At 58.1% G+C, this 14586-nt stretch carries 13 protein-coding genes; 4 read left to right on the forward strand and 9 right to left on the reverse strand.

Annotated features, from left to right (window positions below; translation table 11 throughout):
• Positions 1-3 precede the first annotated feature (3 nt).
• Both AC0JZ8_RS23245 and AC0JZ8_RS23250 read right to left on the reverse strand, forming a co-directional pair.
• A complete protein-coding gene (locus AC0JZ8_RS23245) occupies positions 4-939 on the reverse strand; it encodes a hypothetical protein (protein WP_471893691.1) in 936 nt (311 codons plus the stop codon).
• A 229-nt stretch (positions 940-1168) separates the two neighbouring features.
• Positions 1169-2704 carry a GumC family protein gene (locus AC0JZ8_RS23250; RefSeq protein WP_471893692.1) on the reverse strand — a complete coding sequence of 512 codons (1536 nt, stop codon included), beginning with the start codon at positions 2702-2704 and terminating at the stop codon, positions 1169-1171.
• Between the two features lie 208 nt (positions 2705-2912).
• Here AC0JZ8_RS23250 and AC0JZ8_RS23255 point away from each other — a divergent pair, with 208 nt between their 5' ends.
• From AC0JZ8_RS23255 to AC0JZ8_RS23270, 4 genes are all read left to right on the forward strand, one after another.
• Positions 2913-4208: an O-antigen ligase family protein gene (locus AC0JZ8_RS23255; RefSeq protein WP_471893693.1), complete on the forward strand. Its 1296-nt coding sequence runs from the start codon at positions 2913-2915 to the stop codon at positions 4206-4208.
• Between the two features lie 148 nt (positions 4209-4356).
• A complete protein-coding gene (locus tag AC0JZ8_RS23260) occupies positions 4357-5511 on the forward strand; it encodes a glycosyltransferase family 4 protein (RefSeq protein WP_471893694.1) in 1155 nt (384 codons plus the stop codon).
• Positions 5512-5660: 149 nt separating this feature from the next.
• The gene (locus AC0JZ8_RS23265; protein ID WP_471893695.1) at positions 5661-6845 is read left to right on the forward strand and encodes a glycosyltransferase family 4 protein; all 1185 of its coding nucleotides are present in this window, start codon (positions 5661-5663) and stop codon (positions 6843-6845) included.
• A gap of 6 nt (positions 6846-6851) precedes the next feature.
• On the forward strand, positions 6852-8435 hold the full coding sequence (locus AC0JZ8_RS23270; protein ID WP_174197507.1) for a glucosamine inositolphosphorylceramide transferase family protein: 1584 nt from the start codon (positions 6852-6854) through the stop codon (positions 8433-8435).
• Between the two features lie 57 nt (positions 8436-8492).
• Here the strand turns inward: AC0JZ8_RS23270 and AC0JZ8_RS23275 are convergent, their stop codons facing one another.
• The 7 genes from AC0JZ8_RS23275 to AC0JZ8_RS23305 form a co-directional block, all read right to left on the reverse strand.
• Positions 8493-9251, reverse strand: coding sequence for a WecB/TagA/CpsF family glycosyltransferase (locus AC0JZ8_RS23275; protein ID WP_174197889.1), 759 nt, complete (start codon positions 9249-9251; stop codon positions 8493-8495).
• Between the two features lie 686 nt (positions 9252-9937).
• Positions 9938-10459: a flavin reductase gene (locus AC0JZ8_RS23280; protein WP_092664216.1), complete on the reverse strand. Its 522-nt coding sequence runs from the start codon at positions 10457-10459 to the stop codon at positions 9938-9940.
• 39 nt (positions 10460-10498) lie between these two features.
• Positions 10499-11278, reverse strand: a complete 780-nt coding sequence (gene rutD / locus AC0JZ8_RS23285) for a pyrimidine utilization protein D (RefSeq protein ID WP_471893696.1) — start codon at positions 11276-11278, stop codon at positions 10499-10501.
• A gap of 4 nt (positions 11279-11282) precedes the next feature.
• Positions 11283-11669, reverse strand: a complete 387-nt coding sequence (gene rutC / locus AC0JZ8_RS23290) for a pyrimidine utilization protein C (RefSeq protein WP_062458958.1) — start codon at positions 11667-11669, stop codon at positions 11283-11285.
• Between the two features lie 26 nt (positions 11670-11695).
• Entirely contained in the window at positions 11696-12430 is a 735-nt protein-coding gene (gene rutB / locus AC0JZ8_RS23295) for a pyrimidine utilization protein B (protein WP_184655227.1), read from the reverse strand.
• On the reverse strand, positions 12427-13518 hold the full coding sequence (gene rutA, locus AC0JZ8_RS23300; RefSeq protein ID WP_062458952.1) for a pyrimidine utilization protein A: 1092 nt from the start codon (positions 13516-13518) through the stop codon (positions 12427-12429). Before rutA ends, rutB begins: the two co-directional genes overlap by 4 nt.
• A gap of 211 nt (positions 13519-13729) precedes the next feature.
• Entirely contained in the window at positions 13730-14548 is an 819-nt protein-coding gene (locus AC0JZ8_RS23305; RefSeq protein ID WP_471893697.1) for a bifunctional allantoicase/(S)-ureidoglycine aminohydrolase, read from the reverse strand.
• Positions 14549-14586 lie beyond the last annotated feature (38 nt).

Genomic DNA, 14586 nt, shown 5'->3' on the forward strand with positions numbered 1-14586 from the left:
TTCTCAGCTCAGTGCGACCCGACCGCCTTCGGCCGATGCATCAAGCTTGAAATCGCGCTTGACGACGACATCACCCTTTTTCTGCTTCCCAGCCTTTTTCCAGGCAAAGGCCGCCGCCGCCTTCGGATAGACATGCAGGCCCGAATTTTCGGTCGACAGGCCCTTCACGCCGAGCGTGCGGCGAAACACGCCGTTGCCATAATGGACCGCGTAGGAATTCCAGATCTGCTTCGTCCAATGCTCCATCGTCACGGAGATGTTCATGCAATCATGGTTCTGTACGCGATGCGGTGCATAAAGCGGCCATGTCACCATTTCTCCCGGATGCAGATCGACAGCCGTTGCGTATTCGTCGAACCACGTCTCGTAGGGCATTTTTTCATCGGTCTCGCGCAGCAGGATCTTCTCCACCTGCATCGGGCGCAGAAACACCTCCGAGCGCGGGTAAAGATAGACCCGCTTGCTGCCCTCGATCTGCCAAAGCGACTGGCCCTGGATATCGGCGTGGTAGAAGACGTTGGCGTTGGGAGACGAGACGAGCACTCCGAGATTGCGTTTGAAGGTCTCGAACCCGGGCATGCGGCCGGCGAATTCGGAAAAGATCGTGTCGAGCAAACGGCCATATTCCGGCGCCCAGTCCATCACGCGACGAATGTTCATCCACATGCGGCCCTTTTCGACTGCAGCGAGTGCCTCAGCGCCCGAAATGCCGTTGCGGACGCCATAGAGTCGCGATGGGTTGGTGATGTCGTCGGACATGGATTCCAGCCCGAACTCGCTATCCGGGCAGCGTTCGATCAACTTGCCGACAGCCTCCCTCGAGAACAGACCTGTCTCGAGGAGACGATGATTGAGCTTGACGATCTCATTGCCGAACAAACGCGCGTGGCGGTCTTCCCAGTTGGCAATGATGTCATTGTTCATGAGCATAGAATTCATTGAAATCCACTCCCTAACATCCGTTCGCCACCAAGGGTCGAAAACCGGTCTTGATACTTTCAGGATATCTTCGCTGGAACAGATAAAGCGAAGGTCTGACCTGGTTCTCAGATACAGCACTCCGGCCAGCGATGAGTAAACGCGGGCTTTGTTCTTTCCAAATCGGTTAACATGGAGTGAGGCCGACCATTAAAATCCACCCTATTCTCTCGGGCAGAACTGCGACCCATCAGGCGTCCGGGTTCCACCGATACGAGCGCGGCGCAGGCGATGGCTCGTCCGGGAGCATTGACAACAACGAACCGGTGCGTGGTGCAGGCTTGCGCTCGATCTCTTTCGGATAGTCTTCGTCCAGCGTCTCGGTGCGGGCGTGTTCCGGCCCCCGTTGCGGATGATTGACATCCATCGCGATGCCGAAAGCGAGCACGCCGAGTGCACCCAATGTCAGTCCGACTGCGGCGCCGAAAACGGCCGCCTGCGCGATGCTCGGCGGCCAGCTCCGCTCTCTCGGAGCGATGGGAGCAGAGATTACACGGAGATTGGTCGTATCGAGCTGTTGCCGTTCGGCTGCCATTCGCGCCCGTCCGAGAAAGGCTTCGTAGACTGCGGCTCTCGCAGATGCCTCTCGCGACAATTCCCTCAGACGCACCTGCGCATCGTTATCCGAGAACACACTGGTAGAAACGGTCTTCGATTCACCTTCGAGCTTTTCGACAACGGCCTTTGCCTGATCGTATTCGTTGCGGGCAGCAAGCGTGAGCCGGGACATTTCCCGGGCGATTTCCTGGTCGAGCGACTGCAGCCGCGACTGAACCGCGGCCCTCCTCGGATGCCTTGTACCGAACGTCAGCAACTGCTCGTCGGCTTCCTGCTTGAGGGTCGAATACTGGGCCCGCAGCGCGGCAAGCGTTGCGGACTGCATCGCCAAGGAATCGTTGCCACCGGCAAGCATTTGCTTGTAGCGCGAGTCAGCGGCGATCAGACGTTCGCGAGCCTCGCGCAACTGGGTGTCGACCTGGACCATGGAACGGCTGCTGGAAAGCTCGCCTTGCGAAGAGCGAAGGCCGCTTTCGCGCCGAAATGTTTCGACGGCCTCTTCGGCCTCGATAACACCTTTCTTCAGCTCGGTGAGCCGTGCAAGAAGCGAGTCTGTCGTTCTCTTGGCGCCGTCAACATCGCCGGCATTGAGTTCGGCCTTGAACTCCTCGATCAGCGCTTGCGAGATCCGAATGGATTTTTCGGCATCCCATGTCCAGACCGACATGAACAGCACGAAGGATTTCTCATCCCGCTGAGCTGCAAGTCTCTTGTTGAGAGATTCCAGCGCGATGATTCTCGGATCGACCGGCGTCGCGGGTCCACCGAAGCTGAACAGGCTAAAACCGCCAGCTGGAACGAATTCGATGTCGTTGGTGAGATTTAGCTTTTCGATCACCCGGAGAAGCACGTTGCGCGACAGCAGGGTTTGAAGCTTGCTGTCGGCATTGAGGAGCAGCGTTTCGCGCATGTCGTTGCGCGAACCCGTCTCTTCGCCCACGATCTGCAGACCGGCGGGATCGATGACGAGTTCACTCGTCACCGTATAACGCGGCTTGGAAATGACCGTGTAGGAAACTGCAAGCACCAATCCGATGAGGGCAGCTGCGACGATCCAGCGGAATTTTTGGCGCAGCCAATAGGCCAGCCGCCCCAGATCGATCTGAAGGTAGTTTGTCAGCCCTTCAGGTGCGGAGCTGTTCGACCGAGCTGGATATGGAGGCTGCATTCGGTTCACGTCTCACGGCTAATGGCAGAGCACCGGCTCTCTCATTCCACCGCATTTATCACAGCCTGTGCTTAAGATTGTTTTAAGCCAAGCCTGACCGATCGAACGGATAACCTTGCCGACGACCCGCCGCTTAATGCCGGTTTAAGGGTTTCAGGAGTAGGGACTTTGAGGCATTTGGATTAACGGATACGAGGCGGATTTTGAAATGGCGCATCGCTATATCGCACCGGCCATGTTCCTGCTTCTGCTTCTTTCCATGTGGGTGCCGGCCGAAGAGCTGAAGCTGCCCTCCTGGACGGAGCAGGCCCGTTATCTCGTCTTCCTGATGCTCTCCGGCTGGATCGTCGTGGTGGCGTTTATCAAGGTGGGGCTCAGGATCCCCTCCGGCATAGAATGCACCCTGCTTGCAGCGTTCCTGCTCTATGTCAGTTTTTCCGCGGTGTGGGGCGTGCAAAGTGCCGACAGCTACATCAAGGCAATCCTGATCTTCAACGCGCTGGTGACGTCGCTTGCGATCGCCAACACGCTGACGCTCGAACAGTCGCTGCGGGTCATGTTCGCGGCCCTCTCCACCTTCGTTGTCGTCTGCGTTCTGGTCGCGCTGCTGGTCCCTTCGATCGGTGTCGACAGCAGCTGGGAGCATGCGGGAAAGTGGCGCGGCATTGCCGGGCAAAAGAACGGGCTCGCAGCATATGCGGCCTACGCGCTGATCGCGGGCGTTGGTCTTCCCCTGCGCCAACGCGTCACGCCGCTCGCGCAATGGGGCGCGCTTGTCGGTCGTATCGCAATGGTCGGGATCGCCTTGCTCGCGGTCTATATGGCAGGATCGCGCGGCGGCCAGTTTATATCAGTTCTGGGCGTCGCATCGATTGTGATTTCCAGACTGCCAAAGCTCCTCCAGAGACTAGCACTGCTCACCGGTCTCCTGTTCGCGATACCGATCATCAATCTCGTCTCGACGACGTTCGTGGTCGATGCCGACAAGATCGGCGTTGCAGGCATCACTGTCGATACCAACAGCCGCATGAAGATCTGGAGCTACGGCTTTCGTGAACTGCAGGGACGCGAGATCTTCGGCTTCGGCCTTGACAGCTTCTGGACTCCGGAACGCCTGACGAGCTTCAAAAGCGTCTATGGCTGGGTGCTCGACAACTTCCACAACGGCTATATCACGCTCATCATCGAAGGCGGCATCGCCGGCTTCCTGCTGTTTCTCGCAGCACTGTCAGCGACCTATCTTCTGCTCGTCGTATCGGTCGGAAATGTCAGAGACAAGTTCATCGGCCTGTCGTTTGCCTACGTCAACATGTACACCGTCAACAACCTCGTCGAGAACGAAATCGGTCGGTCGACGTCTCTCCTGATCTTCATCTTTCTCATCCTTGTCTTCTCGATCAGGCGACAAGTGTACCAGCACTATCCAGGACTTCAAAAAGCAGACGCAGCCTATCTGCATGGCGGCGTCCGAGTTCATCGCGGTCGTTTGCCGGCATCAACGTGAGAAGTGAAATAGTACGTTTACGATACCCGCACAAATCATCGTTACTGTTGGAAACGATGCTGTTAGCCTATTGTTTAGACGAACAATCTACTATTACCCCACCAATTAGGAGTTGAAATTGTCCAACCGAGCCAGGCAGCCGAGGCGTGTGCTTTTTCTGCAAACTCAGGCGGAATTGGCGGGCGCGCAGGAGATCTCGCGGCTTCTCGGCCTGGAGCTTTCGCGTAGGCAACTGACGGGCGTGCCAGAATACGAAACGCACCATCTTTTCCTGTACCGGAAGACCGATGGCTGCGATCACTTCCCCAATGTCCATTTTGCAGCACCCCGCAGGCCTGAAAGCCTTGGCGAATGTCTCGCCTTCGCGCGGAATTTTTTCTCCATCGTGCGCAAGATCAAGCCGGATACGATGTTGACCTTTCAGCACTACGGCAATGTGCTCGGTGCACTTGTCGGGCGGGCAATGGGCATTCCCTATATCGTCGCAAATCAGGTGTCCTCGCCAGCAACCGTGAACCGCTTTGTTGGCCTGGCCGATCGCATCCTCGGCACACTTGGTTTCTATGACGTGATAACCGTCAACTCCCATGCGACCTGGAATCACTTCCAGTCCTATGCACGAAGCTACCGCAAACGGCTGGTCCATATTCCGCATGGCTTTGCGCAGAAAACCACGTCGTTATCGAAAGAGAAGGCAAGGGACTGTTTCGATCTGCCCAAGGATGTGACGATCATGGGAACGGTCGCCCGGTTGCATCCTCTGAAGCGCATTGATCTGGCAATCTCAACGCTGCCGCATTTGCCAAATCTGCACCTGGCCATTGCCGGCCAAGGCCCACACAGAGAATGCCTCGAGGCTCTCGCCCATACGCTTGGCGTTTCAGACCGTGTCCATTTCGCAGGAGAGGTCAACCCGGAGCAGATCGGGACTTTCCTTGCGTGTCTCGACGTCTTCGCGTTTCCGACGGCCGCAGAGACATTCGGGCTTGCAGCCGTTGAGGCCGCGCAGGCAGGCGTGCCTGTCATCGCGAACGATCTGCCGGTGCTGCGCGAAGTCCTGCAGGTGGAGCGATCCGCCTGTGCCCTCTTCGTCGATGCCGAAAACACTGATAAATTCGTCAGCTGCATCGAGTTGCTGCTTGCAGACAAGGCGCTGTATGACCGGCTCTCTGCATCGGGACGCGAACTCGCCGAACGTTACTCTCTCAATCTGATGGTCAGCGAGTACACGAAGATCATCATCAAGAGCAACGCTGAAAAAGGGGCTCCCAGCCGCTCTTCTGCGTTCAAGACGTCGAGTTGAGGTCATGCGCCGCGCAAAACGTCCGCACCGCACGACTTCCAAGAAAATCCCAGTAATACGCAGTATCGTTCGAAAGCTAAGTATCGTGTTTAGCCTCTCTTGAGCTTTCCCTGTCTTTATCGTCACTATACGAGTGAACCGGAAAACCTATGGCCGAGAGCGCGCAGCGACGTCCGACACGTCTTCTCTTTATCCAGACGCAAGCTGAAGCAGCGGGCGCTCAGGAGATCACGCGCCTTCTCGCCGAACAGCTGTCGAAACCAGCGATTTCCGGACAGCCCGAATTCGAGGCGCATCACCTGTTCCTCTATCGCAAGACCAGCGGTTGCGACCACTTCGAAAACGCGCATTTTGCGGCCGATCCGAGACCGCAGGGGATTTCGCAGAACCTTGCCATGCTTCGTCGTCTGTCACAGCTCGTGCGCACGATAAAGCCCGACGTGATGCTGACCTTTCAGCATTTCGGCAATGTTGTCGCAGCTCCGGTCGGTCGCTTGCTCGGCGTACCACTGATCATTGCCAACCACGTCTCACCACAGGCGACGATTTCCCGGCCGGTCGCCCTTGTCGATAAGGTGCTTGGCATTGCCGGCTGCTACGACGAAATCACTGTAAATTCGAAGGCCACGTGGCTGGACTACCAAGGACACCCGGCATCCTACAAGCGTCGACTGACCTATGTTCCGCACGGCTTTGCCGACAGAACCGTTTCGATGACGCAGCAGGAAGCGCGGGCAAAATTCGGCCTTCCAGCCGACGTCCCGATCATCGGAAGCGTTGCCCGTCTCAACGCCATCAAACGAATTGATCTTGCCATCAGATTGTTGCCGGTCATGCCGGATGTCCATCTGGCACTGGCAGGTCAGGGACCGGAAGCACCACGACTGCGAGCTCTCGGCGCAGAACTCCGCGTTTCGGATCGGCTTCATTTCGCAGGCGAAATGCCGTCCAGCGAAATCGGCGCCTTCCTGAAAAGCCTCGACGTCTTCGTTTTCCCGACGTCTGGAGAGACGTTCGGTCTCGCGCCGGTGGAAGCCGCTCAGGCCGGCATTCCGGTTGTGAGTTCCGACCTGTCCGTCATGCGAGAAGTCTTGCAGGTCAGGGGAGAGCCCTGTGCCCTTTTCGTCGATACGACCGATACGGCGTCATTTGCAAAAGCAGTTCGCGCTGTACTTTCCGATCCCGTTCTGCGGCAAAGGCTATCGGAGTGCGGGCAGCGGCTGCGCGAACAACACTCGCTCGATGCAATGGTCGACGGCTACCGGCGCCTGATCCGGCGACAGCCGAAAACATCGGAAGACAGGTTGCAGGCGTCCGGACAGCTTCAGAAATAAATGACGATGGACAGCGTTTCAAACTCCGTCGCTTCGCTGAACATCGAGATTGTGGCGGAGCGCTCGTCCACATCGGTGTGGATACAGTGGCTCTGCCGTCGGCTTGAGCAGCGCGCCGCCGGTACCACGGTGCGCCTTCAATTGGTCCAAGGGGCTGATCAGGCAGCGCAGCCTGCCCTCGAAAGCCTTTTGCAGCTTGAGAAGATGGTGCTTCGACGCCATCAGCCGTGCCTCTGCGACCGTATTGAGCCGGATGCGCTGGCGGACTGGCGAACCCGGTCAGACAACGCAGCTCCGGATATTGTCATCGACCTCACATCGAACCGGAGCGCATCCCCCCGATCGACACGGATCTATCGGCCGTTGTTCAACGGCCACGCCGGTGAATTCAGTCTCGCTTCGGCGCTGTTTTTCGAGGGAACACCGCATATCGAGATTGAGTGCACCCTGCCTTCCGGCGAGCGCTGGATTGTTGCCGATGGCTTTGCGTCCCTCGAAGCTGCGGTTGGTATCGGTGGCGCGATGGAAGCCGTTTGGTCACGGACAGCCATCCTTCTCATCAAGGCTTTGCCGGAAGAACCGCGTGCGCCGCGTATTGCAGACAACACGGCCCAGCCACACGCACGCGCTATCACCCGCAAAGCGGTGACTGTTCGTAGCGCCAAGATGCTGGCATCTGCCGCGGCCCGCGCTGCGTATCGGCTATGCTGCCACGCTCCCCACTGGCGCATCGGCTGGCGTCGGGTCGCCTCTGACAATGACGTTTGGCAACGACGCGACCTCGGCGGGACACCCTGGGAGGTTCTCGCGGACCCAATCGACCATTTTTACGCAGACCCGTTTCCGTTTCGTTGGCAGGGCAAGGACTATCTCTTCTTCGAGGATCTTGATCAGAAGACCCAGAAGGGCATCATCAGCGTCGTCGAGTTTGACGAACAAGGACGGCCGGGCCCAGCCATCCCTGTTCTGGAAGAGTCCTGGCATCTGTCTTATCCGTTCCTCATCGAAGCGGATGGTGAGATCTGGATGGTTCCGGAGGCGTCTCTCAGCGGCGAGATTTCCATCTACAGGGCAACGCGCTTTCCGTTCGGCTGGGAAAAACACGCGACACTCGTTTCCGGCATCGAGGCCGCCGATGCGACGATCATCCAGCACGCGGGAAAGTTCTGGATGTTTGCTGTGACAAGGGATGGTATCGGCGGCTATTCCGATACGCTGTGCTTATGGTCGGCGGAAACGCTTCTCGGCCCCTGGCGACCGCACGCCGTGAACCCGCTTGTCATCAACGACCGATCCGCGAGACCCGCGGGCAACATGATATGGCGCGACGGCAAACTGCTGCGTCCCGTGCAGGATTGCCGCAATGGCTATGGGGCAGCTTTGAGCATTGCCGAAGTGACGCGCCTGGATGACGAACGGTTCGATCAGGAGATCGTAAAGCACTTAAGCCCCGGCAAGCACTGGCCCGGCCGAAAGCTGCATACGTTGAATGGCAATGGTTACATGGAAGCGATCGACGGAAGCATTATCCGCCCGAAATGGTCGTTCGCGGCCGGCATCGTCGACAGCTTCTACAAACCTGTCGCGTGACGCGAGGCTCGTAATGAGCGCATCAATGACCTGCCTTTATCGGAAGTCAGCACCCGATCAATTCGAGTGGGTGAACAGCGCTCGAATGGCAGCCGGGTTTGACAGCAGATACCGCATCGTCAGCCGGCGCGGCTCATTATACATCCGGTAGGCCCATTCCAAACCGTACCGCTGCATCCACAACGGCGCGCGGGCGTTTTTCCCCGAGACGAAGTCGAACAGACCGCCTGATGTCTTGATCACACCGACAGATCGCAACCGGTCGATGTTCCGGCTGACAAAGGCCTGCTCAAGTGGAAAGCCCAACCCGATCCATAGAATATCGGGCTTGCTTGCCTGGATGTCGGCGATCACCGCATCCTCTTCGCCACGCTTGAAGTAGCCGTTTCTGCGCCCAGCGAATGTGAGGTTTGGATACCTGGTCCGCATCGCGGCGACTGCCTTGGCGTTGACCTCTTCGGTTCCGCCGAGAAAATAGAAACTGACACCTGCCCGCTCTGCCTTGACTGCCACGGAATGCACGAGATCGGTCGTCGCGATCCGTTCAGTTACAGGATGCGACGAAAACATTCTGGAATACATGATCATGGGCATGCCATCGGCGTGGATCTGGTCGGCTTCCAGCATCAACTCCTGGAAGTCGGCCTTCTTCGCGCACATCGCGATCACCTGTCCGTTTGCCGAGGTGGAATAGAACGGCTTGGCACTGCTGCCCCGGTGAAGGAGCGCTTCATCGATGAAACCCTGCGCCGCCTCATCCATGCTGCAGCGGACAACGGGAAGACCGCCAAGCAGCGTCGTGGGCCAGTGGCCCATCGTGCTTTCCTGCGCGTAGACGTCGCCAGGATGTAATGATGGCTTACCCATATCTGCCTCGTTTGGAAGGTCAGACCACGGCTTGCGGGGACCTTTCTAAGATGAGATATAGCCCTCGCCGTCCATCACTCAATTGATATGTAGCGCGATAGTTAATTCTGAAACAATGTCAGAACTTGTTGAAAAACAACGCGAATGAGGTGGTTGATATTCACTCAGATGCTTACCAAAAAGGACCATGCACGTGGGTGTGCGTTCCAATTCGGGACAACCTCGCCGTTCACCTGAAAAGCGTCGATCCATGAGAATCAGAGTGCTTGAACGCTGACCATACGGGGCCCCGAGACATATTCGCGCGGCATTCTCGGGAACCCGGTCGGTCGCAGGAGATCTCGATGACCGGATCGGTTTAAAGTCTGCCGGTGAACATCGATTTTCTACCGCAGAAGAAACGTCTTAACGGTTGCCGTTTCTGTACGCGTTCCGGCGGCTTTTCCGCTGCTGCTTCCGACGATCACGCGCGGTATAGACGACCGCCGCGACGACAATCGCGATTTCCGCGACAGCTGCTAGGCACCACATTGTGCTTCCCATGAACTCCTGCCCTTACGTTCAGACCATGCGCTTTGACCTTGGGCGATCATCCGAGCATTGCTCGTCTGAACAAACCCCAATGTCACTCCCCACTAAAGCGCGTGATACTTTCGATCGAGATAGATAAGCGACTGACCAGCCTTTGGCTGCACCGTGGTGAGCACTTCGCAGATCAGGATGTCATGCGTGTGACCGTCGGCAACGGACACAACGCGGCAATCGAAGCAGACGAGAGCGTCCTCGAGGGCCGGGCTGCCCGTTGTTAGCGGCGCCCAGGTTGCTCCGGCAAACCGTTCATCGACGGGCGTCTTGCCCCCGAAAAGCTGGCTGAGGTCTGCATGGTCGGCCGAGAGGACGTTGACGCAGAGGACGCCGTTTTCCTTAAGCGGCAAATAGGCGCTCGAGGTTCGGTTGAGGCAAACGAGAAGCGTCGGGGGACTGTCGGAAACGCTGCAGACTGCGGTGGCGGCAAATCCGGCACGGCCACCCGGTCCATCCGTGGTGACGATATGAACGGCGGCGCCGAGGCGCGACATCGCGTTTCGAAAGTTCATCCGTGCGTCAACGACTTCTGGATTAACGTCGAGCGCAGGGGCAGATGCATTCACGGACATGGCTATCTCAAAACTTTCAGCTCGAGCGTACAGATGAAATCAAACCCGGCTTAGAAAATCTACCACGAGTTTGTTGAATTTCGGTGCATCAACGATATTCACCGCATGTGCGCCGAAATCCAGCAAAGCGAGTTCGGCATGGGGCATCATGTTCGAAAGCCGTACCGAGCGGGTGTAGGGCACAAGGAGATCATCCTTCGTGGCGACCAGCAAGGTCTGATGAGTGATTTCGGCAAGCCGGTCGCCGATGTCGAAGCTTCTCAGAGCCGCAATGCGCCTCATGATGTTCTGCTCGCCCTGAAAATGGGCCGCTGCATGCGCCTCCTCGGCATTCATGCGTTCGGCGTTTTCAGACATCCAGACGGCCGGATAAAGAAACAGCGGTTGCGCCTTCACGAAGGCCGGGACGCCGGAGTTTTTGAGAAGCGCAATCCGCACGTCGAAACAGCGGCCGGAATGCGGATCGGCCTTGTCCCATGCATTGATCAGCACAAGCCTGTCGATCATCTCCGGCTGTCGTGCGGCGATTTCGAGCCCGATTAGACCACCAAGCGCATGGCCCATGAAGCTGAATGTCGTGAGGCCGAGCTCTTCCGCGAGCTCCAGGACGTCATCCGCCATGGCCGCGATGCCGCCTTGCTCGGGCACCTCGCCGGGTGAACGGCCGGTCCCGAAATGATCGTAGGTGACCACCCGGAAGTGCTCGGAAAGCGCCTCGATCTGCGGCGTCCAGTAGGCGCCGCTGCCGCCGAGGCCGGAGGACAGGATGATGGTCGGCGCGTCCTCTCCCGACGCGCCGTGAATGTCGTAATGAACCATGCCGCTACTTGCCGATATGGGCGACGGTGGCGATCTCGACGAGAGCATCCGGCTTAACCAGGCCGCACTGCACGCAATACCTGGCGGGCTTGTCGCCTGGGAAATACTCCGCGTAGACCTTGTTCACGGCCTGGTAATTTGCCCAGTCGGTGATGAAGATATGGTTCATCGTGACATCCTCCATCGTGCCGCCGGCGGTCTCGATGACGGATTTGATGACCTCCAGGACGTGACGTGTCTGTGCTCCGGCATCGCCCACATGGACGACGTCGTTGTTCTTGTCGAAGGGCAAAGTCCCCGAGACGTAGACAATGCCGTCTGCCAGCGTTCCCGGCGAATAGGGCGCGATCGGCTTCTGGGTTCCTTCCGGAACGATGATCGACTTTGGCATTCCGTTCTCCTCTTTGTTTTTCAAATTCACATATCGGTGGGAGCGGCCTGACTGATGGCACCGCAGAAATCATTGACGGTCGCTACCCAGCCGAAGAATTTCTCCACGTTGTAGACGGTCGCCTGCTGAATGAAGTCCGGCCCCAGGTGATGCGTGGCATCCTCCAGCATCACGCCGAAATATTCGAGGTGAAACGCGTCTCTCAGCGAGCTTTCGACGCAGACATTGGTGGCAATGCCGACAAAGACGAGATTGCGGATGCCGCGTGCGCGCAGCACGCTGTCCATATTGGTGTTGAAGAAGCCCGAGTAGCGGGTCTTCGGCACGAGGATGTCGCCAGGCTTCGGCTGCAACTCGTCAACGATCGCGTAATCCCAGGTGCCCTTGGCAAGAAGCTGGCCCTGCAGTTCCGGCCGCGCCCGCATGGTCTTCAGCGCATTCGACTTGTGCCAGTTGGGGGACCCGGGACCGCCGGCTTCCACATAGTCCTTGTCCCAGCCATTCTGGAAATAGATCACCTGCACGCCGTTCTCACGGGCGGCATCCAGCGTCTTCTTGATATTGGCGATCGTGCCCTTGGCGCCGGCGATGTCGAAGCCGGCAAGATCGACATAGCCGCCTTCTGTCGAATAGGCGTTCTGCATGTCGACGACGACGACGGCGGTTTCCGATGGCTTCATCGAGATCGGTTCCGGTCGTGCGGGAAGCGTCACGCTTTCCAGACGGCTTGCTGGTGCCTGATATCCTGCGACACCGGTCATTCCGCAGCCTCCAGTTCCATCTTGATGTGCTGGCGGCTTTTCATCAGCGGCTGCACGAATTGTCCGAACTTTTCGATGCCTTCGAGAAAATCGTCGAAGGTCAGCATGACACCGCCGGTGCCCGGCACTTCGGCCATCTCGTCCAGCATCGCCGCAACCTCGGCATAGGAGCCAATGATCGTTCCCATGTTGATGTTGACCGCCGAAACCGGGTTTGCCATGTGGCGGACATTTGTGTCGGAGCCGGACTTGGTATCAACAGCGCTCTGAAGGCCGAGCCACTTGATCGCGTCCTGATCGGCACCGGCCTTGTAGTGCTCCCACTTGGCCCAGGCGTCTTCGGATTTCTCTTCGGCAAGAACCATGGTCAGCACGAACGAGCGCACATCGCGACCCGTCTTCTCCGTCGCGGCCAGCAGGCGTTCGTTGGTGGGCGCAAAGGCCTTCGGCGTGTTGACGCCGACGCCGAAGCAGAAGCTGTAATCGGCATATTCCGCCGAGAAGGCCATGCCGGCATTGGATGAGCCTGCGCAGATCACCTTCACATCCCCTTCCGGGATCGGCTTCATGCGGCAGTCGTCCATCTGGAAGTACTTGCCCTTGAGATCCGACTGACCGGTGGTCAGCAGTTCCTTCAGAACGGTGGTGTATTCGCCGAGATAGGCATAGCGATCGGCGAAATAGTCGTCGCCGGGCCAGAGCCCCATCTGGCTGTATTCGGGGCGCTGCCAGCCGGTGATCAGGTTGATGCCGAAGCGTCCGCCGGAGATGCTGTCGATCGTCGTTGCCATGCGCGCAACGATTGCCGGTGGCATGATCAGTGTTGCGGCGGTGCCGAACAGCTTGATCTTGGAAGTGACGGCGGCAAGGCCCGCCATCAGCGTGAAGGATTCCAGATTGTAGTCCCAGAATTCCGTCTTGCCGCCGAAGCCGCGCAGCTTGATCATCGACAGCGCGAAATCAAACCCGTATTTTTCGGCCTTGAGCGTGATTTCCTTGTTCAGCTCGAACGACGGCTTGTACTGCGGTGCGTTTTCCGAAAGCAGCCAACCGTTGTTGCCGATTGGGATGAAGACTCCGACTTCCATATTCCGATCCTTCCATGCTGGATTTCCAGGCAATGCGATAAACAGAACGGACGCAAGCTACGTGCCAGTTGTAGCCTCTCATAAGTTTCAATGACTTGCCAGACGGCGCCTCGAAGATATTTTATCGGCTGATAAATTTTTGACCATTTGATAAATTTTTCGGTGGGAGATCTGCCGAAGCCGTGTGCAGCAACGGCTTCGGCAGGTCCCGTTACAGTGCGGGATGCCGGTTGACGTCTTTGTAGAGCAGGTAGCGGAAGCGACCGGGACCACCGGCATAGCAGGCCTGCGGGCAGTAGGAGCGCAGCCACATATAGTCGCCGGCTTCCACCTCGACCCAATCCTGGTTCAGGCGGTAGACGGCCTTGCCTTCGAGAACATAGAGCCCGTGTTCCATGATGTGGGTTTCCATGAACGGGATCACCGCACCCGGCTCGAAGGTGACGATGTTGAGGTGCATGTCATAGCGGATGTCTGAGGGATCGATGAAGCGGGTCGTCGCCCATTTGCCGTCCGTATCGGGCATGGGGTCGAGCACGCAGTCGTCCTCATGGGTAAAGATCGCCGGTGGCAGGTCCAGACCATCGACCACCTGGAACGCCTTGCGAACCCAGTGGAACCGCACCGGAGCGCCACTGCGGTTCCAGATCTGCCATTTCGAGCCTGCGGGCAAATAGGCAAACGATCCGGTCCGCAACTGGTTTTGCTGGCCATCCATCTCGATCGTCATCTCGCCATCCACGACGAAGATGGCGGCCGAGGCGCGCGGGTCGGGCTCGGGACGAGCGCTACCGCCCTGCGGCGCGACTTCCATGATGTATTGCGCAAAGGTTTCTGCGAAACCGGAGAGCGGCCGGGAAATGATCCAGGCGCGCGCATTCTCCCAATGCGGCAGCGTGCTGGTGACGATGTCGCTCATGACAGTACGCGGAATGACCGCATAGGCGGTTGTGAACACCGCCTTGCTGCTGAGAAGGTCCGTTTGGGGCGGCAGGCCACCCACATTCGAAAAATAACGGCTAGTCGTCATGCGCTGCGATTCCCCATGCTTGGCTTATCGCTCAGGTG

The organism is Velazquezella soli, assembly GCF_977018685.1.

What these genes read in the sequence shown, in the direction of transcription:
- AC0JZ8_RS23245 (WP_471893691.1), bottom strand. Translation starts at nt 939, where the DNA reads ATGAATTCTATGCTCATGAACAATGACATCATTGCCAACTGGGAAGAC.
- AC0JZ8_RS23250 (WP_471893692.1), bottom strand. Translation starts at nt 2,704, where the DNA reads ATGCAGCCTCCATATCCAGCTCGGTCGAACAGCTCCGCACCTGAAGGG.
- AC0JZ8_RS23255 (WP_471893693.1), top strand. Translation starts at nt 2,913, where the DNA reads ATGGCGCATCGCTATATCGCACCGGCCATGTTCCTGCTTCTGCTTCTT.
- AC0JZ8_RS23265 (WP_471893695.1), top strand. Translation starts at nt 5,661, where the DNA reads ATGGCCGAGAGCGCGCAGCGACGTCCGACACGTCTTCTCTTTATCCAG.
- AC0JZ8_RS23270 (WP_174197507.1), top strand. Translation starts at nt 6,852, where the DNA reads ATGGACAGCGTTTCAAACTCCGTCGCTTCGCTGAACATCGAGATTGTG.
- AC0JZ8_RS23275 (WP_174197889.1), bottom strand. Translation starts at nt 9,251, where the DNA reads ATGGGCCACTGGCCCACGACGCTGCTTGGCGGTCTTCCCGTTGTCCGC.
- AC0JZ8_RS23280 (WP_092664216.1), bottom strand. Translation starts at nt 10,459, where the DNA reads ATGTCCGTGAATGCATCTGCCCCTGCGCTCGACGTTAATCCAGAAGTC.
- rutD (WP_471893696.1), bottom strand. Translation starts at nt 11,278, where the DNA reads ATGGTTCATTACGACATTCACGGCGCGTCGGGAGAGGACGCGCCGACC.
- rutC (WP_062458958.1), bottom strand. Translation starts at nt 11,669, where the DNA reads ATGCCAAAGTCGATCATCGTTCCGGAAGGAACCCAGAAGCCGATCGCG.
- rutB (WP_184655227.1), bottom strand. Translation starts at nt 12,430, where the DNA reads ATGACCGGTGTCGCAGGATATCAGGCACCAGCAAGCCGTCTGGAAAGC.
- rutA (WP_062458952.1), bottom strand. Translation starts at nt 13,518, where the DNA reads ATGGAAGTCGGAGTCTTCATCCCAATCGGCAACAACGGTTGGCTGCTT.
- AC0JZ8_RS23305 (WP_471893697.1), bottom strand. Translation starts at nt 14,548, where the DNA reads ATGACGACTAGCCGTTATTTTTCGAATGTGGGTGGCCTGCCGCCCCAA.